This window comes from Amycolatopsis sp. lyj-90 (assembly GCF_046549035.1).
Classification (GTDB): domain Bacteria; phylum Actinomycetota; class Actinomycetes; order Mycobacteriales; family Pseudonocardiaceae; genus Amycolatopsis.
On the sequence record NZ_JAJPWP010000005.1, the window covers coordinates 442226 to 460362 of the forward strand.

Annotated in this window: 18 protein-coding genes; 12 read left to right on the forward strand and 6 right to left on the reverse strand. The window is 68.1% G+C overall.

All coding sequences use genetic code 11. From position 1 onward, the window contains the following. The first annotated feature begins 242 nt into the window (after nucleotides 1–242). From ACLJPX_RS21415 to ACLJPX_RS21430, 4 genes are read left to right on the forward strand one after another with little or no spacing between them, the layout of a single operon-like run. Nucleotides 243–890, forward strand: a complete 648-nt coding sequence (locus ACLJPX_RS21415; RefSeq protein WP_410601919.1) for an ABC transporter permease — start codon at nucleotides 243–245, stop codon at nucleotides 888–890. Beyond that, nucleotides 877–2061: an ABC transporter ATP-binding protein gene (locus ACLJPX_RS21420; RefSeq protein ID WP_410601637.1), complete on the forward strand. Its 1185-nt coding sequence runs from the start codon at nucleotides 877–879 to the stop codon at nucleotides 2059–2061. The genes ACLJPX_RS21415 and ACLJPX_RS21420 overlap by 14 nt, the downstream gene beginning before the upstream one ends. After that, a complete protein-coding gene (locus tag ACLJPX_RS21425) occupies nucleotides 2058–2834 on the forward strand; it encodes an ABC transporter permease (protein WP_101611659.1) in 777 nt (258 codons plus the stop codon). The genes ACLJPX_RS21420 and ACLJPX_RS21425 overlap by 4 nt, the downstream gene beginning before the upstream one ends. 1 nt (nucleotide 2835) lies before the next feature. After that, on the forward strand, nucleotides 2836–3795 hold the full coding sequence (locus ACLJPX_RS21430) for a glycine betaine ABC transporter substrate-binding protein (protein ID WP_101611660.1): 960 nt from the start codon (nucleotides 2836–2838) through the stop codon (nucleotides 3793–3795). A 104-nt stretch (nucleotides 3796–3899) separates the two neighbouring features. Here ACLJPX_RS21430 and ACLJPX_RS21435 read toward each other — a convergent pair whose 3' ends face one another. Next, nucleotides 3900–4364: a DUF6474 family protein gene (locus ACLJPX_RS21435; RefSeq protein WP_101611661.1), complete on the reverse strand. Its 465-nt coding sequence runs from the start codon at nucleotides 4362–4364 to the stop codon at nucleotides 3900–3902. Nucleotides 4365–4418: 54 nt separating this feature from the next. Between ACLJPX_RS21435 and ACLJPX_RS21440 the strand changes: the two genes are divergently transcribed. The 3 genes from ACLJPX_RS21440 (at nucleotide 4419) to ACLJPX_RS21450 (ending at nucleotide 7601) form a co-directional block, all read left to right on the forward strand. Next, the gene (locus ACLJPX_RS21440; protein WP_410601920.1) at nucleotides 4419–6101 is read left to right on the forward strand and encodes a TM0106 family RecB-like putative nuclease; all 1683 of its coding nucleotides are present in this window, start codon (nucleotides 4419–4421) and stop codon (nucleotides 6099–6101) included. Nucleotides 6102–6180: 79 nt separating this feature from the next. Then, nucleotides 6181–6807, forward strand: coding sequence for a helix-turn-helix transcriptional regulator (locus ACLJPX_RS21445; RefSeq protein WP_410601638.1), 627 nt, complete (start codon nucleotides 6181–6183; stop codon nucleotides 6805–6807). Between the two features lie 119 nt (nucleotides 6808–6926). Then, nucleotides 6927–7601 carry a class I SAM-dependent methyltransferase gene (locus ACLJPX_RS21450; RefSeq protein WP_410601639.1) on the forward strand — a complete coding sequence of 225 codons (675 nt, stop codon included), beginning with the start codon at nucleotides 6927–6929 and terminating at the stop codon, nucleotides 7599–7601. 74 nt (nucleotides 7602–7675) lie between these two features. On the opposite strand, the gene ACLJPX_RS21455 is transcribed toward ACLJPX_RS21450, so the two are convergent. Further along, complete coding sequence (locus tag ACLJPX_RS21455) at nucleotides 7676–8434, reverse strand: SDR family NAD(P)-dependent oxidoreductase (protein ID WP_101611665.1); 759 nt, start codon at nucleotides 8432–8434, stop codon at nucleotides 7676–7678. Between the two features lie 161 nt (nucleotides 8435–8595). Here ACLJPX_RS21455 and ACLJPX_RS21460 point away from each other — a divergent pair, with 161 nt between their 5' ends. After that, nucleotides 8596–9906 carry a UDP-glucose dehydrogenase family protein gene (locus ACLJPX_RS21460; RefSeq protein WP_410601640.1) on the forward strand — a complete coding sequence of 437 codons (1311 nt, stop codon included), beginning with the start codon at nucleotides 8596–8598 and terminating at the stop codon, nucleotides 9904–9906. Between the two features lie 66 nt (nucleotides 9907–9972). On the opposite strand, the gene ACLJPX_RS21465 is transcribed toward ACLJPX_RS21460, so the two are convergent. Continuing rightward, nucleotides 9973–10551, reverse strand: coding sequence for a TetR/AcrR family transcriptional regulator (locus tag ACLJPX_RS21465; protein ID WP_101611667.1), 579 nt, complete (start codon nucleotides 10549–10551; stop codon nucleotides 9973–9975). Between the two features lie 114 nt (nucleotides 10552–10665). Between ACLJPX_RS21465 and ACLJPX_RS21470 the strand changes: the two genes are divergently transcribed. The 3 genes from ACLJPX_RS21470 to ACLJPX_RS21480 are packed head-to-tail and all read left to right on the forward strand — an operon-like array spanning nucleotide 10666 to nucleotide 14071. Then, nucleotides 10666–11859: an FAD-dependent monooxygenase gene (locus ACLJPX_RS21470; protein WP_410601641.1), complete on the forward strand. Its 1194-nt coding sequence runs from the start codon at nucleotides 10666–10668 to the stop codon at nucleotides 11857–11859. Nucleotides 11860–11868: 9 nt separating this feature from the next. Further along, nucleotides 11869–12276: a hypothetical protein gene (locus tag ACLJPX_RS21475; protein WP_410601642.1), complete on the forward strand. Its 408-nt coding sequence runs from the start codon at nucleotides 11869–11871 to the stop codon at nucleotides 12274–12276. Between the two features lie 31 nt (nucleotides 12277–12307). Further along, nucleotides 12308–14071, forward strand: coding sequence for a gamma-glutamyltransferase family protein (locus tag ACLJPX_RS21480; protein WP_410601643.1), 1764 nt, complete (start codon nucleotides 12308–12310; stop codon nucleotides 14069–14071). A gap of 208 nt (nucleotides 14072–14279) precedes the next feature. On the opposite strand, the gene ACLJPX_RS21485 is transcribed toward ACLJPX_RS21480, so the two are convergent. Genes ACLJPX_RS21485 through ACLJPX_RS21495 form a run of 3 tightly spaced genes read right to left on the reverse strand, consistent with a single transcriptional unit; the run spans nucleotide 14280 to nucleotide 17149 of the window. Continuing rightward, nucleotides 14280–15152, reverse strand: a complete 873-nt coding sequence (locus tag ACLJPX_RS21485) for a VOC family protein (RefSeq protein WP_410601644.1) — start codon at nucleotides 15150–15152, stop codon at nucleotides 14280–14282. Then, on the reverse strand, nucleotides 15145–15666 hold the full coding sequence (locus ACLJPX_RS21490) for an RNA polymerase sigma factor (RefSeq protein WP_410601645.1): 522 nt from the start codon (nucleotides 15664–15666) through the stop codon (nucleotides 15145–15147). Before ACLJPX_RS21490 ends, ACLJPX_RS21485 begins: the two co-directional genes overlap by 8 nt. A gap of 52 nt (nucleotides 15667–15718) precedes the next feature. Beyond that, a complete protein-coding gene (locus tag ACLJPX_RS21495) occupies nucleotides 15719–17149 on the reverse strand; it encodes an MFS transporter (protein WP_410601646.1) in 1431 nt (476 codons plus the stop codon). A 108-nt stretch (nucleotides 17150–17257) separates the two neighbouring features. Between ACLJPX_RS21495 and ACLJPX_RS21500 the strand changes: the two genes are divergently transcribed. Next, on the forward strand, nucleotides 17258–18091 hold the full coding sequence (locus tag ACLJPX_RS21500; RefSeq protein WP_410601647.1) for a helix-turn-helix transcriptional regulator: 834 nt from the start codon (nucleotides 17258–17260) through the stop codon (nucleotides 18089–18091). The last annotated feature ends 46 nt before the right edge of the window (nucleotides 18092–18137 follow it).

Here is an 18137-nt window from a genome sequence, read left to right on the forward strand (position 1 = left end):
GGGTGAAGGGTATTCGACGTGCGGCCGAGCGGTCGATGTCCTCCCGGCTGTTGAGCAGCGAGAAAGACACCGCCGGGTCGGCGCGTGCGTTTGCCCAATTGGGCCGAATGGGGAAGGTTAACGGGATAAAAGGCGGTAAACAGGGGTTTGACCGCGAGCGTTCTGGGTAGTCAGGCTCCCGATACAGCTACTCCGAATGGGTGAGGAGTCTCACCCAGAGGCGGCGGGAGAACCAGCACGCGATGAACCTCTTCGAGTACATCTCGGATCGGTGGGACAGACTCGCCCTCCAAGGGCTTCTCCATGTCAGCGCGGTCGTGCAGTGCACGATCATCGCCGCCGTGCTGGGCGTGGTGATCGGCGTCGCCGTCTACCGCAGCCCGGTCGGGTCGGCCGTGGCCACGGCGCTGGCGAGCACGATCCTCACCGTCCCCTCCTTCGCCCTCCTGGGCCTCCTCATCCCGGTGTTCGGCCTCGGCGCGAACACCACCGTCATCGCCCTCGTGCTCTACGCGCTGCTGCCGATCGTGCGGAACACGATCGTCGGGCTGGGCGGGGTCGATCCAGCGGTCAGTGACGCGGCGCGCGGCATCGGCATGAGCCGGTTCGGCGTGCTCACCAGGGTGGAGCTGCGGCTCGCCTGGCCCGCGATCCTCGCCGGCATGCGGGTCGCGACGCAGATGCTCATGGGCATCGCGGTCATCGCGGCCTACGCGAAGGGCCCGGGCCTCGGCTCGGAGGTCTTCTCCGGCCTCACCAACGCGGGGAGCACGAACTCGCTCAACCAGGCATTGACCGGGACGCTCGGCGTGGTCGTGCTCGCGCTGGTCCTCGACGCCGTTTACGTCCTGATCAACCGTTTGACCGTCTCTAGGGGTGTCCGTGGCTGAGTCTCCTGAAACCGTATCCGGCGTCGAAATCGAGCTGGAGAACGTCAGCAAGCGCTACGCCGGCACCCGTGAGCCCGCGGTCGACGAATTCTCGATGGTGGTGCCCGCGGGCAAGATCGTGGTCTTCGTCGGCCCGTCCGGCTGCGGCAAGACCACCACCATGCGGATGATCAACCGGCTGATCGAGCCGACATCCGGCCGGATCACCATCGGCGGTGACGACGCGCTGAAGCTCGACGTCGACACCCTGCGCCGTCGCATCGGCTACGCGATCCAGCAGGCCGGTCTCTTCCCGCACTTCACCGTCGCGCAGAACATCGCGGTGGTGCCCGGCCTGCTCGGCTGGGACAAGAAGAAGGTCAACGACCGGGTCGAGGAGATGATGGACCTGGTCGGGCTGGACCCGTCCGACTTCCGTGACCGCTTCCCGCGTCAGCTCTCCGGCGGACAGCAGCAGCGCGTCGGCGTCGCGCGGGCGCTCGCGGCGGACCCGCCCGTCCTGCTGATGGACGAACCGTTCGGCGCGGTCGACCCGATCACCCGCGGCAACCTGCAGGACGAACTGCTGCGGCTGCAGACCGAACTGAAGAAGACCATCGTCTTCGTCACCCACGACTTCGACGAGGCCGTGAAGCTCGGCGACAAGATCGCGGTGCTCGGCAACCAGTCGAAGATCCTCCAGTACGACACCCCGGACGCGATCCTCGCGAACCCGGCCGACGACACGGTCGCCGGTTTCGTCGGCGCCGGTGCCTCGCTGAAGCAGCTGACGCTGCTGCGGGTCCGCGACGTCGAGCTGAAGCAGGACGCCCTGACGGCGGCGGTCAGCGAATCGCCGTCGGACGTGCGCGAGAAGCTGACCCAGCAGCGCAAGCATTTCGTGCTGGTGCTCGACCAGCGCCGTCGTCCGATGCGGTGGGTGCACGTCCGCGAACTGACCGCGGCGACGTCGCTGGCCACCGCGGGCAAGCCGCTGCGTGACTCGGTCAGCCTCCAGTCGACGCTGCAGGACGCGCTCGAAGCCATGCTCGCCGAGGGCGGCAGCGTCCCGGTGACCGGCGCTCGCGGCGAGTACGCCGGGACGATCGAGCTCGACACCGTCATCGCGACGATCCAGCAGCTGCGCGAGGAGCACTCGGACGACAACCCGGCGGAAGGTGTGACCGCATGACGGCCGTCGATACCGGGTTCTCCACCGAATCCTCGTCGAGAAGCGCCGAACGGGTCCGGCTGTTCGCCCAGCCCGCGGTGGTGCTGCTGATCGTCGCCGGGGTGCTGATCTGGGTGTTCGCCAGTGATCTGACCGCGACCGAGAAGGCGACCCTCAACGCCGCCGGGCTGCTCGCCGCGCTGCGCGACCACCTGGCGATGACCGTCGTGGTGACCGCGATCGTGGTCGTCGTGGCGGTGCCGCTCGGCGTGATCGTGACGCGGCCGTATGCGAAGTGGGCGGCGCCGGTGTTCCTGGCGATCGCGAACATCGGCCAGGCCGCCCCCGCGCTCGGTGTGCTGGTGCTGTGGTTCATCGTCACCGGCGCGACCGGCGGACTGTGGGTCGCGGCGCTGCCGCTCGCGTTCTACTCGCTGCTCCCGGTGCTGCGGAACACGATGGTCGGCCTCCAGCAGGTCGATCCGTCGCTGATCGACGCGGGCCGAGGCATCGGCATGTCGGCCTCCGGCGTGCTGTGGCGGGTCGAGCTCCCGCTGGCCGTCCCGCTGATCCTGGCGGGCCTGCGGACCTCGTTGGTGCTGGCCGTCGGCACGGCGACCTTCGGCATGTTCGTGAACGCCGGCGGTTTCGGCCTGCTGATCGACACCGGCTACAAGCTCAACCTGACGAAGGTGCTGGTCACCGGCTCGGTGCTCGCCGTCGCACTGGCACTGCTGGTGGACTGGCTCGGCGCGGTGGCGGAACAGTTCTTCGGACCGAAGGGACTGCGCTGACATGCGATTGAAAGCGATCCTCGGCACGGTTCTGTTGTGCGGCACGCTTTCCGCGTGCGGGCTCGAGGTCAACACCGCGCTGCCGTACAAGATCGAACCCGGTTCGATCCAGCCCATCGAGGCGCTCAAAGGCGTCGAGGTGACGGTGGGGTCCAAGGACTTCACCGAAAACATCATCCTGGGCTACATGGCCGAGATGGCGCTTTCCGCGGCGGGCGCGGACGTCATCGACCTGACCGACATCAAGGGCTCGAACTCGTCACGGCAGGCACTGCTCGCCGGCCAGACCGACGTCACCTGGGAATACACCGGCACCGGCTGGATCAACTACCAGGGCAACGAACTCCCCGTCTCCGGCGGGGAACAAGCCCAGTACGAGGCCACGAAGACGGCCGACGAGGCGAAGTACGGCGTCACCTGGCTGAACTACTCGCCGCTCAACGACCAGTACGGCTTCGCGGTCACTGAAGCCTACGGAGCGGCGAACAACCTGAAGACGACGTCGGACCTGGCGGCGTTCCTCAAGCAGAAGCCCGACCAGGGCGTGTTCTGCCTGGAGACCGAATTCACCAGCCGCCAGGACGGTTTCCCGGCCGCCGTGCGGGCGTACGGGTTCCAGAACCCGGTGATCAAGAACTTCGGCATCGGCACGATCTACTCGGCCGTGGCGAGCGGGACCTGCCCGATCGGCGAGATCTTCACGACCGACGGCCGGATCGCCGGGCTGAACCTGCGCGTCCTCGAAGACGACAAGAAGGCGTTCCCGCAGTACAACGCCGTGCCGACGCTGCGCTCGGACTTCCTGAAGCAGCACCCGGAACTGCGCGGCCCGCTCGAAGCCGTCGCCGCGGCCATCGACAACCAGCAGATGATCGAACTGTGCAAGCAGGTCGACGTCGACGGCCGAGACCAGGGCGAGGTCGCCTACGAGTGGATGAAGAAGAAGGGCTTCATTTCTTGAACTCGCGCTGACCTCTCCCTCAGGTGTGACATGAAAGGCCCGTTACTTGCAAAATTTGCAAGTAACGGGCCTTTCATTGCACCGACGGGACCCTGAAGCGGCGCTCAGATGCCCAACCGGTGCAGCAGCTTGCCCTCCAGCTGGTCCAGCTCCCCGGCCACCGCCCGATGCGCGGCCTTCCGCCGCGCCGCGGGCATCCGCTCCGAAGCGCGGACAGTCGCCGAAAGCTGCTCCAGCGTTCCCTGAGTGTCCTTCGCGAAGGACACATCGGCATCGGTCGCCTTCGCCGACTTCTTCAGCTCCGCGAGTCCCTGCGTCAGCCCGGCGATCCGCGCGTGCAGCGCGGCACCGCGTCCGCTGAACTCCCCGAGCTGGTCGACGGCGACGCCGAGCTTCTTCGCCTGATAACGGTCGTATAGCTCTCGTGCGGCACCCGCCGCTCGAACGGCGTACGGCGCGATCACCGGCAGTACGGCCGGACCGAGCACTTTGGCCACCGCGACGGCGTTCTTCGCCTTTTTCGGGGTGATCCTGCCTTCGCCCTCGACGGCTTTGGCCTTGCGCGCCATGGCACCTCCCACGCTGTGTCACAGACGAACTTACTGGTCCCCGAAGTGGCGGGCATGTCGGCTTGCCGGTGGCCTTCTAGAGTGTTGTCTGTGAGTAACGAGGTGCTACTGGACGCGGGAGCGGTGAGCCGCTGCCGGCGTCGCGTGCACCTCGAACACGATCCGGCGATGCGCGAGGTCCCGCTCGCCCCGCCGGACCCCGCCGCGCAGCAGCGGATCGACGACGCGTCAGCGCATCGCGAGGCCATCGCGCAGCGGCTCATGGACGCGACGGGACCGGACGCGAGCTGGGTCAAGATCGCTCGCGACCTCCCCGCCGCCGAGCGCGTGCAGCTCACAGAAGAGGCTTTCGCCGCCGAAGCGCGCTACATCTGGGGAGCGCTGCTCCCGGTGGATCGTGCAGGTCACCGGCGTGGCGGCTCCGAACTCCTGGTCCGCACCGGCGCCGGGTACGTGCCGGTGCTGGTCGTGCGGCATCGCATCACCGATCGCGGCGCGGGCGCGCCGACTACGGTGATGACCGACCTCGACCCGGCGAACCGGCTGCCGGATCCGGCGCGAAAGGTCCGCTCGCAGCCTCGGGACCAGATGCGGCTCGCGCACCTCTACCGGATGCTCGAAGCGCTCGGGCAGCACGAAGGACACCGCGCCGTCGGCGGTGTCATCGGACTCGACGCGGACGTCGTCGTCTGGCACGACCTGTCCGCGGGAACCTGGCCGGGCGGCCGGAGCGCGCTGACGGAGTATCAGAGCCGCTTCGCCGACAGGCTCGCCATCGCGAGCGCCGCCGCCGAAGGCGAAGAGCCGCTCGCCGAACCGTCCCGCGTCCTCGAATGCCGTCGCTGCCCCTGGTGGCCGACGTGCGAGGTCGTCCTCACCGAAACCCGTGACGTCAGCCTGGTCGTCCGCGGCGAGGACGCGATGGAACTCCGCCGCGCCGGAGTGTCCACAGTGGACAAGCTGGCCGCGCTCGATCCGGCCGACGAACCGCCGCCGATGAACTGGACCGGCGGCACCTTCGCCGACGCGATCATCCTCGCGCGCGCCTGGCTCGCCGATCTCACGATGGTGCGCAAGGTCGATCGCATCGAGGTCCCGCGCGGCGACGTCGAGGTCGACGTCGACATGGAGAGCTTCGGCGATTCGGGCGCGTATCTGTGGGGTTCGCTGCTGACCGGCGCCGACATCGGTGTCGAACAGGGCTATCGCGCGTTCGCGACTTGGGAGCCGCTGCCGACCGCCGACGAGGCCCGGTCGTTCGCGGAGTTCTGGGCGTGGTTCACCGACGTCCGCGAGCGCACCCTCGCGGCCGGGCTGACCTTCCGCGCCTACTGCTACAACGCGCTCGCCGAGAACCGCTGGCTCTTCGGATCCGTGTCCAGGTTCGGCGAGTATCCCGGCGTTCCCGCGAAGGCCGAGATCGCGTCCTTTGTGGACTCGGACGAATGGATCGACCTCTTCCGCAGCGTCACCGACCAGTTCCTTTGCTCGCACGGCAAGGGGCTCAAGGTGATCGCCCCGGTCGCGGGCTTCGCGTGGCGCGATCCGGAAGCGGGCGGCGAGGCGTCGATGAGCTGGTACCGCGACGCCGTCGGCATGGACGGCGGCATCCCGGACGACCGTCAGCGCGAGCGCCTGCTGCGCTACAACGAGGACGACGTCCTGGCGACACACGCGCTGCGGACGTGGATGACCGACCACGCGCAGACGTCCGTGCCGTACATGAACGACCTCTGACCTCCCTTCGAGCGGTACTTGCGCTCCCACTCGCTCCTGCGGATACTCGTTGACGAGTACTCGTAAGCGAGGAGGCGCGGTGAAACGGCGGAAGGTCGGCAATCTGCTGGCGCTGGCGATCCTGTCCACGCTGCAGGAGCGGCCGGCGCACCCGTACGAAATGGCTTCGATCCTGAAGTCCCGCGGCAAGGACCGCGACATGGGGATCAAGTGGGGCTCGTTCTACACGGTCGTCGGCAACCTGCAGAAACACGGCTTCATCGAGGCCGTCGAGAGCGGCCGCGACGGCGCCCGCCCCGAGCGCACGGTGTACCGGATCACCGACGCCGGCCATGACGAAATGCTCGACTGGCTACGCGAACTGCTCGCCGAGCTCGCCCCGGAGGAACCGAAGTTCGTCGCCGGTCTGTCGGTCATGGCGTGGCTCGGTCCGGACGAGGTGATCGCCCTGTTCCGCACCCGGCTGGCGGCGCTGGACGAAGAGAACGCCTCGACGCGCGCGGAACTGGCGCGACTTCTCGAGGAGGTTCCGCGGCTGATGCTGATCGAGGTCGAGTACCACCTGGCGATCCGGACGGCGGAAGCCGAATGGGTCCGCTCGATCCTCGGGGAACTGACGTCCGGCTCGATGCCGGGGCTCGCCGAATGGCGGACCTTCCACGAGACCGGGGAACTGCCGTCCGAAAGGGGGAGCACGAGCAGCTGAAAGAGCCCCGGCGAGGTGTTGCAGCACCCCGCCGGGGCGACGATCCCGCAACCGGAACCCGGCCACGAGACGGCATCTTGAGAATAGCCGGGCTCCGGGCAAATCAACCTGGAGTGACCATGTCGAACATCAAGGACAGGAAGCGGTTCAAGCTCATGCCGGAGATGGGCGGCGCGCTGGCGCGCAACTACGCCCGGCAGCGTGGCACCGAACCGCAGATCGAACACTGGCGGAAGCAGGCACGCGAACTCACCGCGGATCTGCCGGAAGGCGCGAAGATCCTCGAGGTCGCCTTCGGTCCCGGCTACTTCGCCGTCGAACTGGCGCGGCTCGGATTCTCCGTCACCGGCCTGGACGTCGCGCCGACGTTCGTGGAGATCGCGAGCGAGTACGCGCGGGCTCAGGGCGTCGAAGCCGAATTCCGCGAGGGCGACGTCGCGGGGATGCCGTTCGACGACGGGTCTTTCGACTTCGTCGTCTGCCAGGCCGCGTTCAAGAACTTCGTGTGGCCGGTGAAATCGCTCGACGAGATGTACCGCGTGCTGCGTCCCGGCGGCACGGCCGTGGTGCAGGACATGAACCGGGACGCGACCGATGGCGACATCGTGCGCGATGTCGAGAGCATGAAGCTCGGCAAACTGGCCGCGCTCGGTGTCCGGCAGGCGCTCGGCCAGCTCCGGCGGCGCGCGTACACGCCTGTCGACTTCAGCGCGCTGGTCGCCGAAACGGCGTTCCGGACGTGCGAGGTCACCACCGAGGGCATCAGCCTGGACGTGCGCCTCACCCGCCCCTAAAAGCGCGCTATGAAAGGCCCGTTACTTGCAAAATTTGCAAGTAACGGGCCCTTTCATAGCGCGGGCGAAACGGCTCAGCGAGGGGCCATGCGCAGCGAGCCGTCCATCCGGACGACCTCGCCGTTCAGGTAGTCGTGGTCGATCAGCGAAAGCGCGAGCTGCGCGTACTCGTCCGGCCGCGCGAGCCGCTTCGGGAACGGAACGCCCTCGGCCAGCGAAGCGCGGAACTCGTCGCTCACCGTCGCCAGCATCGGGGTGTCGACGATGCCCGGCGCGATGGTCAGCACCCGGATCCCGTGCGACGCGAGGTCGCGCGCGGCGGGCAGGGTCATCCCGACGATGCCGCCCTTGGACGACGAGTACGCCACCTGCCCGATCTGGCCGTCGTAAGCGGCGATCGACGCGGTGTTGATGATGACGCCGCGCGCGTTGTCGGCCAGCGGTTCGGTCTTGGCGATGGCCTCGGAGGCCAGCGTCAGCACGTTGAAGGAGCCGATCAGGTTGATCTGGACGACCTTCGCGAACAGGGCGAGGTCGTGCGGGCCCTTCTTCGAAAGGATCCGCGCGGACGGCCCGATCCCGGCGCAGTTCACCACGGTCCGCAGCGGCACCCCGGATTCGGCGGCGGTCGCGACCGCGGTGCGCACCTGCTCCGGGTCGGTCACGTCGGCCTCGACGTAGGTGATGCCCTCGACCTGCTCGGCGTTGGCGATGGCACCGGCGAGGTCCAGCGCGAAGACCCGCGCGCCCTTCGCCGCGAGCGCCTTCGCGGTCGCCCCGCCGAGCCCGGACGCGCCACCCGTGACGAGCGCCGCGGTATCGGTGATCTGCATGTTCTCCCTTTCGTCGACAACCGTTCCCTAGGTTAACGCTCGTTCGCATCGGTGGGGTGGGTGTGCTGGCTCACGTCGGAGCGAAGCATGTCGTGAGGAGTATTCGGGACTGAAGCATTCCGTTCGCTCGGAGGTCAACTCCGGCTGTCACCTTCAGCAGCATGAGCGCTGCTCGGATCGTGGTGGTGGGGACCGGTTACGTCGGATTGACCACGGGGGCCTGCCTGGCCGGCCTGGGGCATCGAGTCACTTGCGTCGATGTCGACCAGGCGAAGGTCGCAAGGCTCTCCGCCGGACGAGTGGACATCCTGGAGCCGGGATTGTCCGAGTTGGTGTCGAGGGGGCTGACCAGCGGAAGACTCAATTTCGTGGTCGGCGCGCGCGAAGCCGTTCGCGACGCGGAGGCCGTTTTCCTTTGTGTGCCGACGCCGATGGGCGCGGGCGGTTCAGCGGATCTGCGGGCCGTCGAAGCCGTGACCACCGAGATCGGCGACGTCATTCCTCCGGGATGCGCGCTGATCACCAAATCGACCGTTCCGGTGGGGACGTCGAAGCGCATCCAGGCGATGCTCGGCCGCACGGACGTGCCGGTCGTGTCGAATCCGGAGTTCCTGCGTGAGGGCACCGCGGTCGAGGACTTCCTCGGCCCCGACCGGATCGTCGTCGGTTCGGACGACGTCGCGGCCGCCCGCTGGGTCGGCGAGCTCTACGCCGATCTCGCCGCCCCGGTCGTCGTCGCCGACGCGGCCAGCGCGGAACTGGTGAAGTACGCGGCGAACTGCTTCCTCGCGATGAAACTGTCCTATGTGAACTCGATCGCCGAACTGTGCGAACGCCTCGGCGCGGACATCGACCTGGTCACCGAAGGCATGGGCTACGACCGGCGCATCGGCCGCTCGTTCCTCAAGCCCGGCCCCGGCTGGGGCGGCTCGTGCCTGCCGAAGGACACCAGCGCGCTGGTCAAGGTCGCCGAGTCCGTGCAATACGACTTCACGCTGCTCACCTCGGCGATCGAGGAGAACATCGCGCAGCGGGACCGGATCGTCGCGAAGATCGCCGGCGCGGTCGGCGGCACGCTGGCCGGTTCGCGGATCGGGCTCCTCGGGCTGGCGTTCAAGGCCGGGACGAACGACCTGCGCGACTCGCCCGCTCTCGCGGTCGCTTCGGTGCTGGGCGCGCTCGGGGCGGAACTGACCGCCTACGACCCGGCCGTCGGCGGTCAGATCGCCGGGATGACCGTGGTCGACGACCCGTACCAGGTCGCGAAGGCGGCCGACGCCGTCGTCGTGCTGACGGAATGGGACGAGTTCAAGCGGCTCGACTGGACCTACATGGCCGAGCAGATGGACGGCGACTCGGTCGTCGACACGCGCAATCTCCTGGAGCCGCAACGCATCCTCGACGCGGGCCTTTCGTGGCAGGGCGTCGGGCGGCCGCGGGCGGCGCTGCGTCGGACGGTCGCCGTCTCCTGACCCACCTGCCTCCCGCGGGTGCAATGAAAGGCCCGTTACTTGCAAAATTTGCAAGTAACGGGCCTTTCATTGCACCCGGGAGACGAGCGTCATCAGCCCGTCCACGACCTCCTCGGCCGTCGGAGCGTGCTCCGGGTCGAGCATGTGCTGCAGCATGATGCCCGAGTTCAGGGCCGTGGCCACCGCGCCGATCCGGAGCTCGTCCGCCTCGGTGAGGGTGTCCTCGTCGATGCCGAGGAGGCCCGCCGCCATCCCGCGACGGCCCTCGCGCTGCGCGGCGGCGAGCTGTTTCCGCAGTTCAGGGTGATGTTCGGACTGCACGAACGCCTCGATCGAGGCGATCCACAGCTTACGGTTGCGCCCGTAGGAGTCGATCATGGCGCGCCACGAGGCTCGGTACTGCTCGTCCGCCGAGGCACTCGGGTCGACAGCGCTCATCATCTCCAGCTGGACCTCCCTGCCCCAGTCGTCCATCGCCTGCGAGAACGCCGTCAGCAGCAGGGCTTCGCGTGACCCGAAGTGGTAGCCGATCGCCGCGTGGCTGACCCCGGCCGCCGACGCGATGTCCCGCACCGTCGTGCGTGACCAGCCCTTTTCCTTCAAGCACTGGATGGCGCCGCTCATCAGGTCCTCGCGATTGCCCATGCCCAAGATCGTAGACCACACGGTTTATCCATTTGGTTTAACCAGACGGATTGACCAATCGTGCAAATCTGCCGTACGGTCGTTCCCATCACCACGAACCCACTGGGAGCAGCCATGACGACCACCGTTCTGATCTCCGGCGCCGGCATCGCGGGTCCGGCCCTCGCCTTCTGGCTGCGGGAACGCGGTTTCACGCCGACCGTCGTGGAGCGCGCCCCGGCCCTGCGCGAAGGCGGGAGCGCCGTCGACTTCCGCGGCGAGCAGATGACCCTGCTGAAGCGCATGGGCATCCTGGAAGACGTCCGAGCGAAGGAAACCGCGATGGGCGCGCAGGTCATCGTCGATTCGAGTGGCAAGAAGGTCGCCGAGATGCCGTCGGTGTTCTTCAGTGGCGAAGTCGAGATCGAGCGCGGAGACCTGACGCGCATCCTTTACGAGCACACGAAGGACGACGTCGAGTACGTCTTCGGCGACTGGATCACCGGGCTGGACGAGCGCGCCGACGGGGTCGACGTCACCTTCGCCAACAACGGACCGCGCAGCTTCGACCTGGTCGTCGGCGCGGACGGGCTGCACTCGGGCGTGCGGCGGCTGGCCTTCGGCGACGAAGAGCGGTTCCGCACCGACCTCGGCTTCCACACCGCGGGCTTCACCGTGCCGAACCACCTCGACCTGGACCATCTGGGCCTGATCCACAGCGTCCCCGGCCGGACGGTCATGGTCGCCAGCGGTCGCGACCGGTCGGCTCTCAATGTCAGTTTCGTCTTCGCGTCCGGGCCGCTGGAGGTCGACCGTCGCGATGTCGAAGCGCAGAAGAAGGCCCTCGTCGAGCGCTACGCCGACTTCGGTTGGGAAATCCCGACGCTGCTGGAAGGCCTCGGCGACGTCGGCACGCTGTACTTCGATTCGCTCAGCCAGATCCACCTCGACAAGTGGTCACAGGGACGGGTGGTGCTGCTCGGTGACGCGGCCTGGTGTGCGGGTCCGGGTGGTTCGGGCACCGGGCTCGCGATGACCGGCGCGTACGTCCTGGCCGGGGAACTCGCCGCCGCGCGTGGCGACCACGAAGTCGCTTTCGCGCGGTACGAAGAGAAACTGCGCGGTCCGGTGAAGATCTCGCAGAAGCAGGCGGCCGGGATCGGCACGTTCCTCGCCCCCAAGACCCGGTTCATGGTCGGTTACCGGAACTTCCTGTACCGGATCTTGGGTTCGAACCCGATGACCAAGGTGTTCACGTGGATCACCTCGCGGGTGGCCAACGCGGCGACGCTCGAAAACTATGACGCTCCGGTCGCCGCGCGGGGATAGTTTCGGTGGGTGAGGGATGAGAAGGCGTTCCGGAAGGCTTGCTACGAGGCTGCCCGGCGAACGCGTGGCCAGGTCGCCGGGTTCGTGTCCTACAAGACGGGGCCGAACTTCGACCAGGGCGAAATCGCTTATCGCCACCGAACCGCCGCGGTTCTGTGGACCTGGGAGCTGGACGGAGAAGTGCGGAACGGGCTCGGCATCGCCGAGGCGCCCGTCGGTTGGGGATCGACGACCTTCGTCGACGAGCCGGGTTTGCTGGCCGTTCTGGGGGAACTTCTTCCCGGGTATCGGCTGTACACCCGAGCCGAACTCGAGCAGCCGATCGATCTCTCGGCGCCGCCCTGGGTGAGTGACGGTCACGCCAAGCACTGGCGACCCGACACCCTCGGAGAAGCCCTCTTCAACTTCTGGGACTGAAAAGTAGTTAGCAAAGCGTAGTATTAGCCGGGTGTTCACGACCAGGCCGGAACTGGCCGGCACCCACGGCATGGTGGCATCGACGCACTGGCTGGCCTCGGCCACCGGGATGGCGGTGCTGGAAGACGGCGGCAACGCCTTCGACGCGGCGGTGGCCGCAGGGTTCGTCCTGCAGATAGCCGAGCCGCATCTGTGCGGTCCGGCGGGGCAGGTCCCCGGCATCTTCGTCACCGCCGCCGATCGAACCCCACGCGTTCTCGCAGGTCAGGGGGTCTCGCCCGCGGCGGCGACGCCCGAGTACTTCGCGGACCTCGGGCTCGACCTGATCCCCGGCAGCGGTTTGCTCCCCGCGACCGTCCCGGGGGCGTGGGACGGCTGGCTGCTGCTCCTGCGGGATCACGGCACGAAGTCTTTGCGCGACGTGCTCGGCTACGCGATTTCCTACGCGCGCAACGGGATTCCGCTGGTCAGCCGGGTCGGTGACACGATTCGTGCGGTGCGGGACCTGTTCACCGAGCATTGGCCGACGTCCGCGGCGCTTTGGCTGCCCGACGGCAAGCCCGCCGAGGGGCTGCACCGCAATCCGGCGCTCGCGGACACCTGGGAGCGGCTGCTCGCCGAGGCGGAGTCGGTCAGCGGCCGCGAGGCGCAGATCGACGCCGGACGGCGGGCGTGGTCGCAGGGGTTCGTCGCCGAAGCCATCGAGGCGTTCAGCCGCAAGGCTTTCCGCGACGATTCCGGCCGCGATCACGCCGGTCTCCTCACCGGCGAGGACATCGCGGGCTGGGAAGCGACGTACGAAGACGCGTTGCAGGTCGACTTCGGTGACTGGGGCCTGGTGAAGATGGGCGCCTGGACCCAGGGGCCCACGCTGCTCCAGCAGGCGCGGTTGCTGGACGGTCTGCGCGACGAACTGTCCTATGTGGACGGGATACCGACGGAACGCACGGTGCACTTGGCCGTCGAGGCGGCGAAACTGGCGTTCGCGGACCGCGAGGCTTGGTACGGGGATTCTCCCGACGTGCCGATCGAGTTGCTGATCTCCCGCGAGTACGCGGACGCCCGCCGCGCCTTGATCACCGAAGAGGCGTCCGCCGAACTCCGGCCGGGTGGTCCCTCGCCGCGGCTGCCCGCGATTCTCGAGAAGCTGCGCGGGCTCGAAGCCGGCTCCGGCGCGACGGGGGAGCCGACCGTCGGGCCACTGGGCGAGACGCGGGGCGACACCGTGCACATCGACGTCGTCGACGCGGCCGGGAACATGGTCTCGGTGACGCCGTCGGGTGGCTGGCTGCAGTCGAGTCCGACGATCCCGGAGCTCGGTTTCTGCCTCGACTCCCGTGGACAGATGTTCTGGCTGGAACAGGGCCTGCCGAACTCGCTGGCGCCGCGGAAACGGCCGCGGATCACGCTTTCGCCGTCGATGGGCCTGCGCGACGGCGAGCCGGTGCTGGCGTTCGGGACCCCCGGCGGGGATCAGCAGGACCAGTGGCAGTTGTGTTTCTGGCTGGCGCACACGCTCGGCGGGCTGAACCTGCAGGAGTCGATCGATTCTCCCGCGTGGCACACGACCGCGTTCCCGAGCTCGTTCTACCCGCGCTCGTGGACGCCGCGCGAACTCGTGGTCGAGTCCCGGCTCGGTCAGTCCACAATGGATGCTCTCGCCGCGCGCGGGCACGACGTCGTCGATGCCGGACCTTGGTCGCTCGGGCGGCTTTCCGCCGTCTCGCGGTCGGGCGGAGTGCTCCGTGCCGCCGCGAACGCGCGAGGAATGCAGGGCTACGCGGCAGGCCGCTGACTCCCGTTCCATGAATGCTCCTTCCCTGCCCGCAAGGTAGCGAAGGAGGTCTCCATGGACTCCCGGCAGAGCGTCCCCTGCCTCCAGTTGTCCACAACGACCCCCGCCTGTGGACAACTCACGTCAGCTCCCCTCCCGGCCTCCTATCGGCGATAGACTGGCTTCGGGGTCGCCCCCCTGGGACGGGTGGGGGGCTGGGGTGGTGACCTCAAGAGCGCGGCTGTTCCCAGAGCCAGAATTCGATGCCCTGGTCGTCGACGCAGTCGGCGCTCAGGCCGTAGGGCTGCTGTTCGGTTTCGCCCGCTTGGCCGCCCTGGGCGCGGACGCGGTCGAGGGCGGCTGCGAGATCGTCGACGGCGTACATGACCTTCCAGCCCACCTGCCGTCCCGGGCCGCCCCAGAGCCCGCCCTGCAGGCCGGAACCCTCGACGCCCCAACCGCCTTCGACCCGTCCGGGCGAGAACTGCCAGCCCAGAACGGCGCCGTAGAACGCCTTCGCGCGTCCATCGTCCGGGACCTGGAAGGTGAAGTAACCCGCTTCGCCGTGCCGGACCGGCTTCGCGCTCGATGAAGAAGGTGCCGCCTGCGCGACAAGCCACCGCTGGCCGTACGGATCCTTGATCGCCCCGCTCAGCCCGTGGCCCTCGTCCGTGACCGGACGTTCCAGTTCTCCACCCAGTTCCACGGCCCGCCGCGCCGACGCGCGGACGTCCGGGACCTCGATCCGGATCAGCGTGCCGCCCGACGGCGCCACGACATTGCCCAGTTCGGGAAACTCGTCCGCGAGCATCAGCACGCTGTCCCCGATGGCCAATTCCGCGTGCCCGACCCGGCCGTCTTCCATCACGATCGGGTCGGCCCGCCGCTGAGCGCCGAACACGTCGACATAGAAGTCGAGCGCGGCGCGGGCATCGGTCACCACCAGATACGGGGTCAGGGAGTGTGGTTCCGCCAGTGTTTCGGTCATTTCGGCTCCGTTCAGGACGGCGCGACGCAGGTTGTCACGCAGTTCGGCGGCGAAGAGCGGGTCAGGATCGACAGGCTGCGAGGGCGCACGAAGCGCGTCGAACGGATCAGGCATCGCGACCCTCCTTCTCCTGGTAGGCACGCCGGAACGCGGCACGGGCCCGCACGAGCAGCGCCTCCGTGGCGTGCACCGTGCGTTCGAGATGGGCGGCGACCTCCGGTACCGGGAGACCGTCGACATAGCGAAGCGTCAGAGCGGCTTGGTGATGCGCCCCGAGCGACGCGAGCACTTCGCGCGCCAGGAGCGCGTCCAGCCGCTCGTCCCACGGATCGGTGTGATCCTCTTCCTCGTGGACGAGCCGCAGCCCGCGTTCCTCGCGTTCCCGGCGCCGCCAGTGATCGGCGAGCTTGTGCCGGGCGACGCCGATCAGCCACCCGGTGCTCACCGCGGGCGCGTCTTCCTTGCGACAGGCCCTCACCGCGCCCAGGAACGTCTCGGACGTCAGCTCCTCGGCGAGGGTGCGATTCCCGCACCGGGACAGCAGGTACCCGTAGACCTCCGGCAATGCCGTCTCGTACAGCGACAGCAGTGCGAAGGCCGGGTCCCGCCGCACCCGTGGTTCCGTCACATCCCCATCGTCGCTCGGGGAGCCACTTCTCCGACGGGTAAAACCAAACTTTCTAAACCCGCGGGTCCGGCAGTCGCCGCGCCACCGTGATCACCCCGATCGTCAGCACCGCCTGAATCCCGATGACCAGCGCGAACGCGCCCTTCATCCCGAGCGACCCCGCCGAAACGGACGCGAACAACGTCCCCAGCGTCGCCACCCCCAGCGCCATCGCCGCCTGCTGCGACGTCGTCAGCATCCCGCTGCCGACTCCGGCGATCTCCGGTGGCACTTTCGACAGCACGATCCGGAACACCGTCGTCATCGCGAGCCCCTGACCGAGACCGCACAGCAGCATCCCTGGTGCGAAATCGAGCACGCCCAGATCCGGCCACTCCAGCAGCACGGTGCCGATCAGCACCAGCAGCCCGAGCAACTGGATCGACAGGCCGACGGACACGACCCGCTGTCCGAACCTGGTCACCAGGCGGCTGCTGACCAGGCACATCGCGAAGAACGCCAGCGAAAGCGGCGCCGTCACCAGCCCCGAGCCGAACGGGCCGAGGTGCAGGCCGTCCTGCAGCGTCACCGCGAACACGAACATGAACGCGCTGAAGCCGACGAAGAACGGCATCCCGACCAGCAGTCCCTGCCGCACACTCGGCATCCGCATCACCGACGGCGGCAGCAGTGGAACACCGCCCTGACGTTCCATCCGGCGTTCGACGTGAACGAAGCCCGCCGCGGCGAACGGGAAGACCACGAGCAGCGCGATCGTCCACAGTGGCCAGTTCAGGACCGGCCCTTCCGCCAGCGGGAGCAGCAGCGACACCAGGGCGATCGCCAGGAGAACGGTGCCGGAGCGGTCGATGCCGATCGGGTTGCTCGAACGGCTTTCCGGGATCAGGCGCCGCGCGATCAGCAGACCGGCGATCCCCACGGGCACGTTGACCAGGAAGATCGGCCGCCAGCCCGTACCCCAGAGATCGGCGGCGACCAGTGCTCCGCCGAGGAACTGCCCGAGCACCATCGAAAGCCCCGCGGTGGCGCCGTAGAGACCCAGCGCCTTGGACCTGCGTTCGCCGGTCGTGGTCGCTTGGATGATCGACAGCACCTGCGGCAGCATCAGCGCGGCCGCCGCCCCCTGCGCGGCCCGCGCCAGCACCAGCGTCAACGCCGTCGGCGCGATCCCGCAGAGCAGGGAAGTGACGGTGAAAGCGGCCAGCCCGATCAGGAACAGTTTGCGACGGCCGAAGGCGTCACCGAGCCGTCCGCCGACGACGAGCAGCACGGCGTACGCGATCCCGTAGGCCGCGATCACCAGTTCCAAGGTGGCCGACGAGGTGCGCAGATCGGTACCGATCGCGGGCAGGGCGATGTTGACGATGAAGAAGTCGATGAGCGGAAGTGCCGCCCCCAGCAGCACGGTGACCAGGCCCGCCGAGGTCAGGGCCGGTCCGGCGGCGACGCGGGTGAGCGTCGCCGGAACTTGCGTCGAAGTCATGGGTACTACGATCAGCCGATTCCCACCCTGGTACCAGGAGTGTGTTTATCCTGGTATTACCACTACCTGGTAACCGGCTTCAAGCTTTGCGAACCTGATGAGGTGACCATGACCGTCGATTCGCAGGTGGCCGACGTACGGCGACACGAACTGGCCGCGTTCCTGCGCAGCCGCCGCGAGCGGATCACCCCGGACCAGGTCGGCCTGCCGATCAGCGGCAGGCGCCGCACGCCGGGGCTGCGCCGCGAGGAGGTCGCGCAGCTGGCCGGGGTCGGGGTCACCTGGTACACGTGGCTCGAGCAGGGACGCGACATCAACGCGTCCGAGCAGGTGCTCGAGGCGATCTCTCGCACGCTGCGGCTCGACCCGCACGAGCACACGCACCTGTTCACCCTCGCCGGCGCGCCCGAACCGCCGCTGGAGAAGGACTGCAAGATCCTCAGCCAGAACGTCTACCGCATGATGGAGAAACTGGAGCCGTTCCCGGTCTGCGTGCGCAACGCGCGCTGCGACATCCTCGCCTACAACCGGGCTTACGACTGGCTGATGGGTGACGTCGACGCGATCCCGTTCGAGGACCGCAACACCCTGATCCAGTGCCTCACCAATCCCGAATGGCGGCGGAGACTCCCGGATTGGGAGACCAACCTGCCCCGCGTGGTCGCCGGTTTCCGGGCGGCGATGGCCGAGCACCTCGCCGAACCGGCGTGGAAGAACCTGGTCAAGCGGCTGCGGCAGGAGTCCGACGTCTTCGAGCGGATGTGGAGGGAGCACGACGTCTCCACCGAGCGGATCGTGCTCAAGCGGTATCTGCACCCGGAGGCGGGCCTGCTGCGGTTCGAATTCTCGTACCTGTACCTCGGACGGCGATCCGAGATCTCCCTGGCGACGCTGACCCCGGCGGACGAGGAAACCGCGGCGAAACTGCCCACTTCCTTCTGAGGAGGGAGGCGGACCAGGCTCGCGAGGGAGTTTTTCCGCGGCGTGA

Bases quoted from the DNA above. Each gene is read 5' to 3' on its own strand.
- ACLJPX_RS21450 (WP_410601639.1), top strand. From the start codon at position 6,927: ATGTCGAACATCAAGGACAGGAAGCGGTTCAAGCTCATGCCGGAGATG.
- ACLJPX_RS21415 (WP_410601919.1), top strand. From the start codon at position 243: ATGAACCTCTTCGAGTACATCTCGGATCGGTGGGACAGACTCGCCCTC.
- ACLJPX_RS21435 (WP_101611661.1), bottom strand. From the start codon at position 4,364: ATGGCGCGCAAGGCCAAAGCCGTCGAGGGCGAAGGCAGGATCACCCCG.
- ACLJPX_RS21465 (WP_101611667.1), bottom strand. From the start codon at position 10,551: ATGGGCAATCGCGAGGACCTGATGAGCGGCGCCATCCAGTGCTTGAAG.
- ACLJPX_RS21500 (WP_410601647.1), top strand. From the start codon at position 17,258: ATGACCGTCGATTCGCAGGTGGCCGACGTACGGCGACACGAACTGGCC.
- ACLJPX_RS21460 (WP_410601640.1), top strand. From the start codon at position 8,596: ATGAGCGCTGCTCGGATCGTGGTGGTGGGGACCGGTTACGTCGGATTG.
- ACLJPX_RS21470 (WP_410601641.1), top strand. From the start codon at position 10,666: ATGACGACCACCGTTCTGATCTCCGGCGCCGGCATCGCGGGTCCGGCC.
- ACLJPX_RS21495 (WP_410601646.1), bottom strand. From the start codon at position 17,149: ATGACTTCGACGCAAGTTCCGGCGACGCTCACCCGCGTCGCCGCCGGA.
- ACLJPX_RS21430 (WP_101611660.1), top strand. From the start codon at position 2,836: ATGCGATTGAAAGCGATCCTCGGCACGGTTCTGTTGTGCGGCACGCTT.
- ACLJPX_RS21485 (WP_410601644.1), bottom strand. From the start codon at position 15,152: ATGCCTGATCCGTTCGACGCGCTTCGTGCGCCCTCGCAGCCTGTCGAT.
- ACLJPX_RS21455 (WP_101611665.1), bottom strand. From the start codon at position 8,434: ATGCAGATCACCGATACCGCGGCGCTCGTCACGGGTGGCGCGTCCGGG.
- ACLJPX_RS21440 (WP_410601920.1), top strand. From the start codon at position 4,419: ATGTCGGCTTGCCGGTGGCCTTCTAGAGTGTTGTCTGTGAGTAACGAG.
- ACLJPX_RS21425 (WP_101611659.1), top strand. From the start codon at position 2,058: ATGACGGCCGTCGATACCGGGTTCTCCACCGAATCCTCGTCGAGAAGC.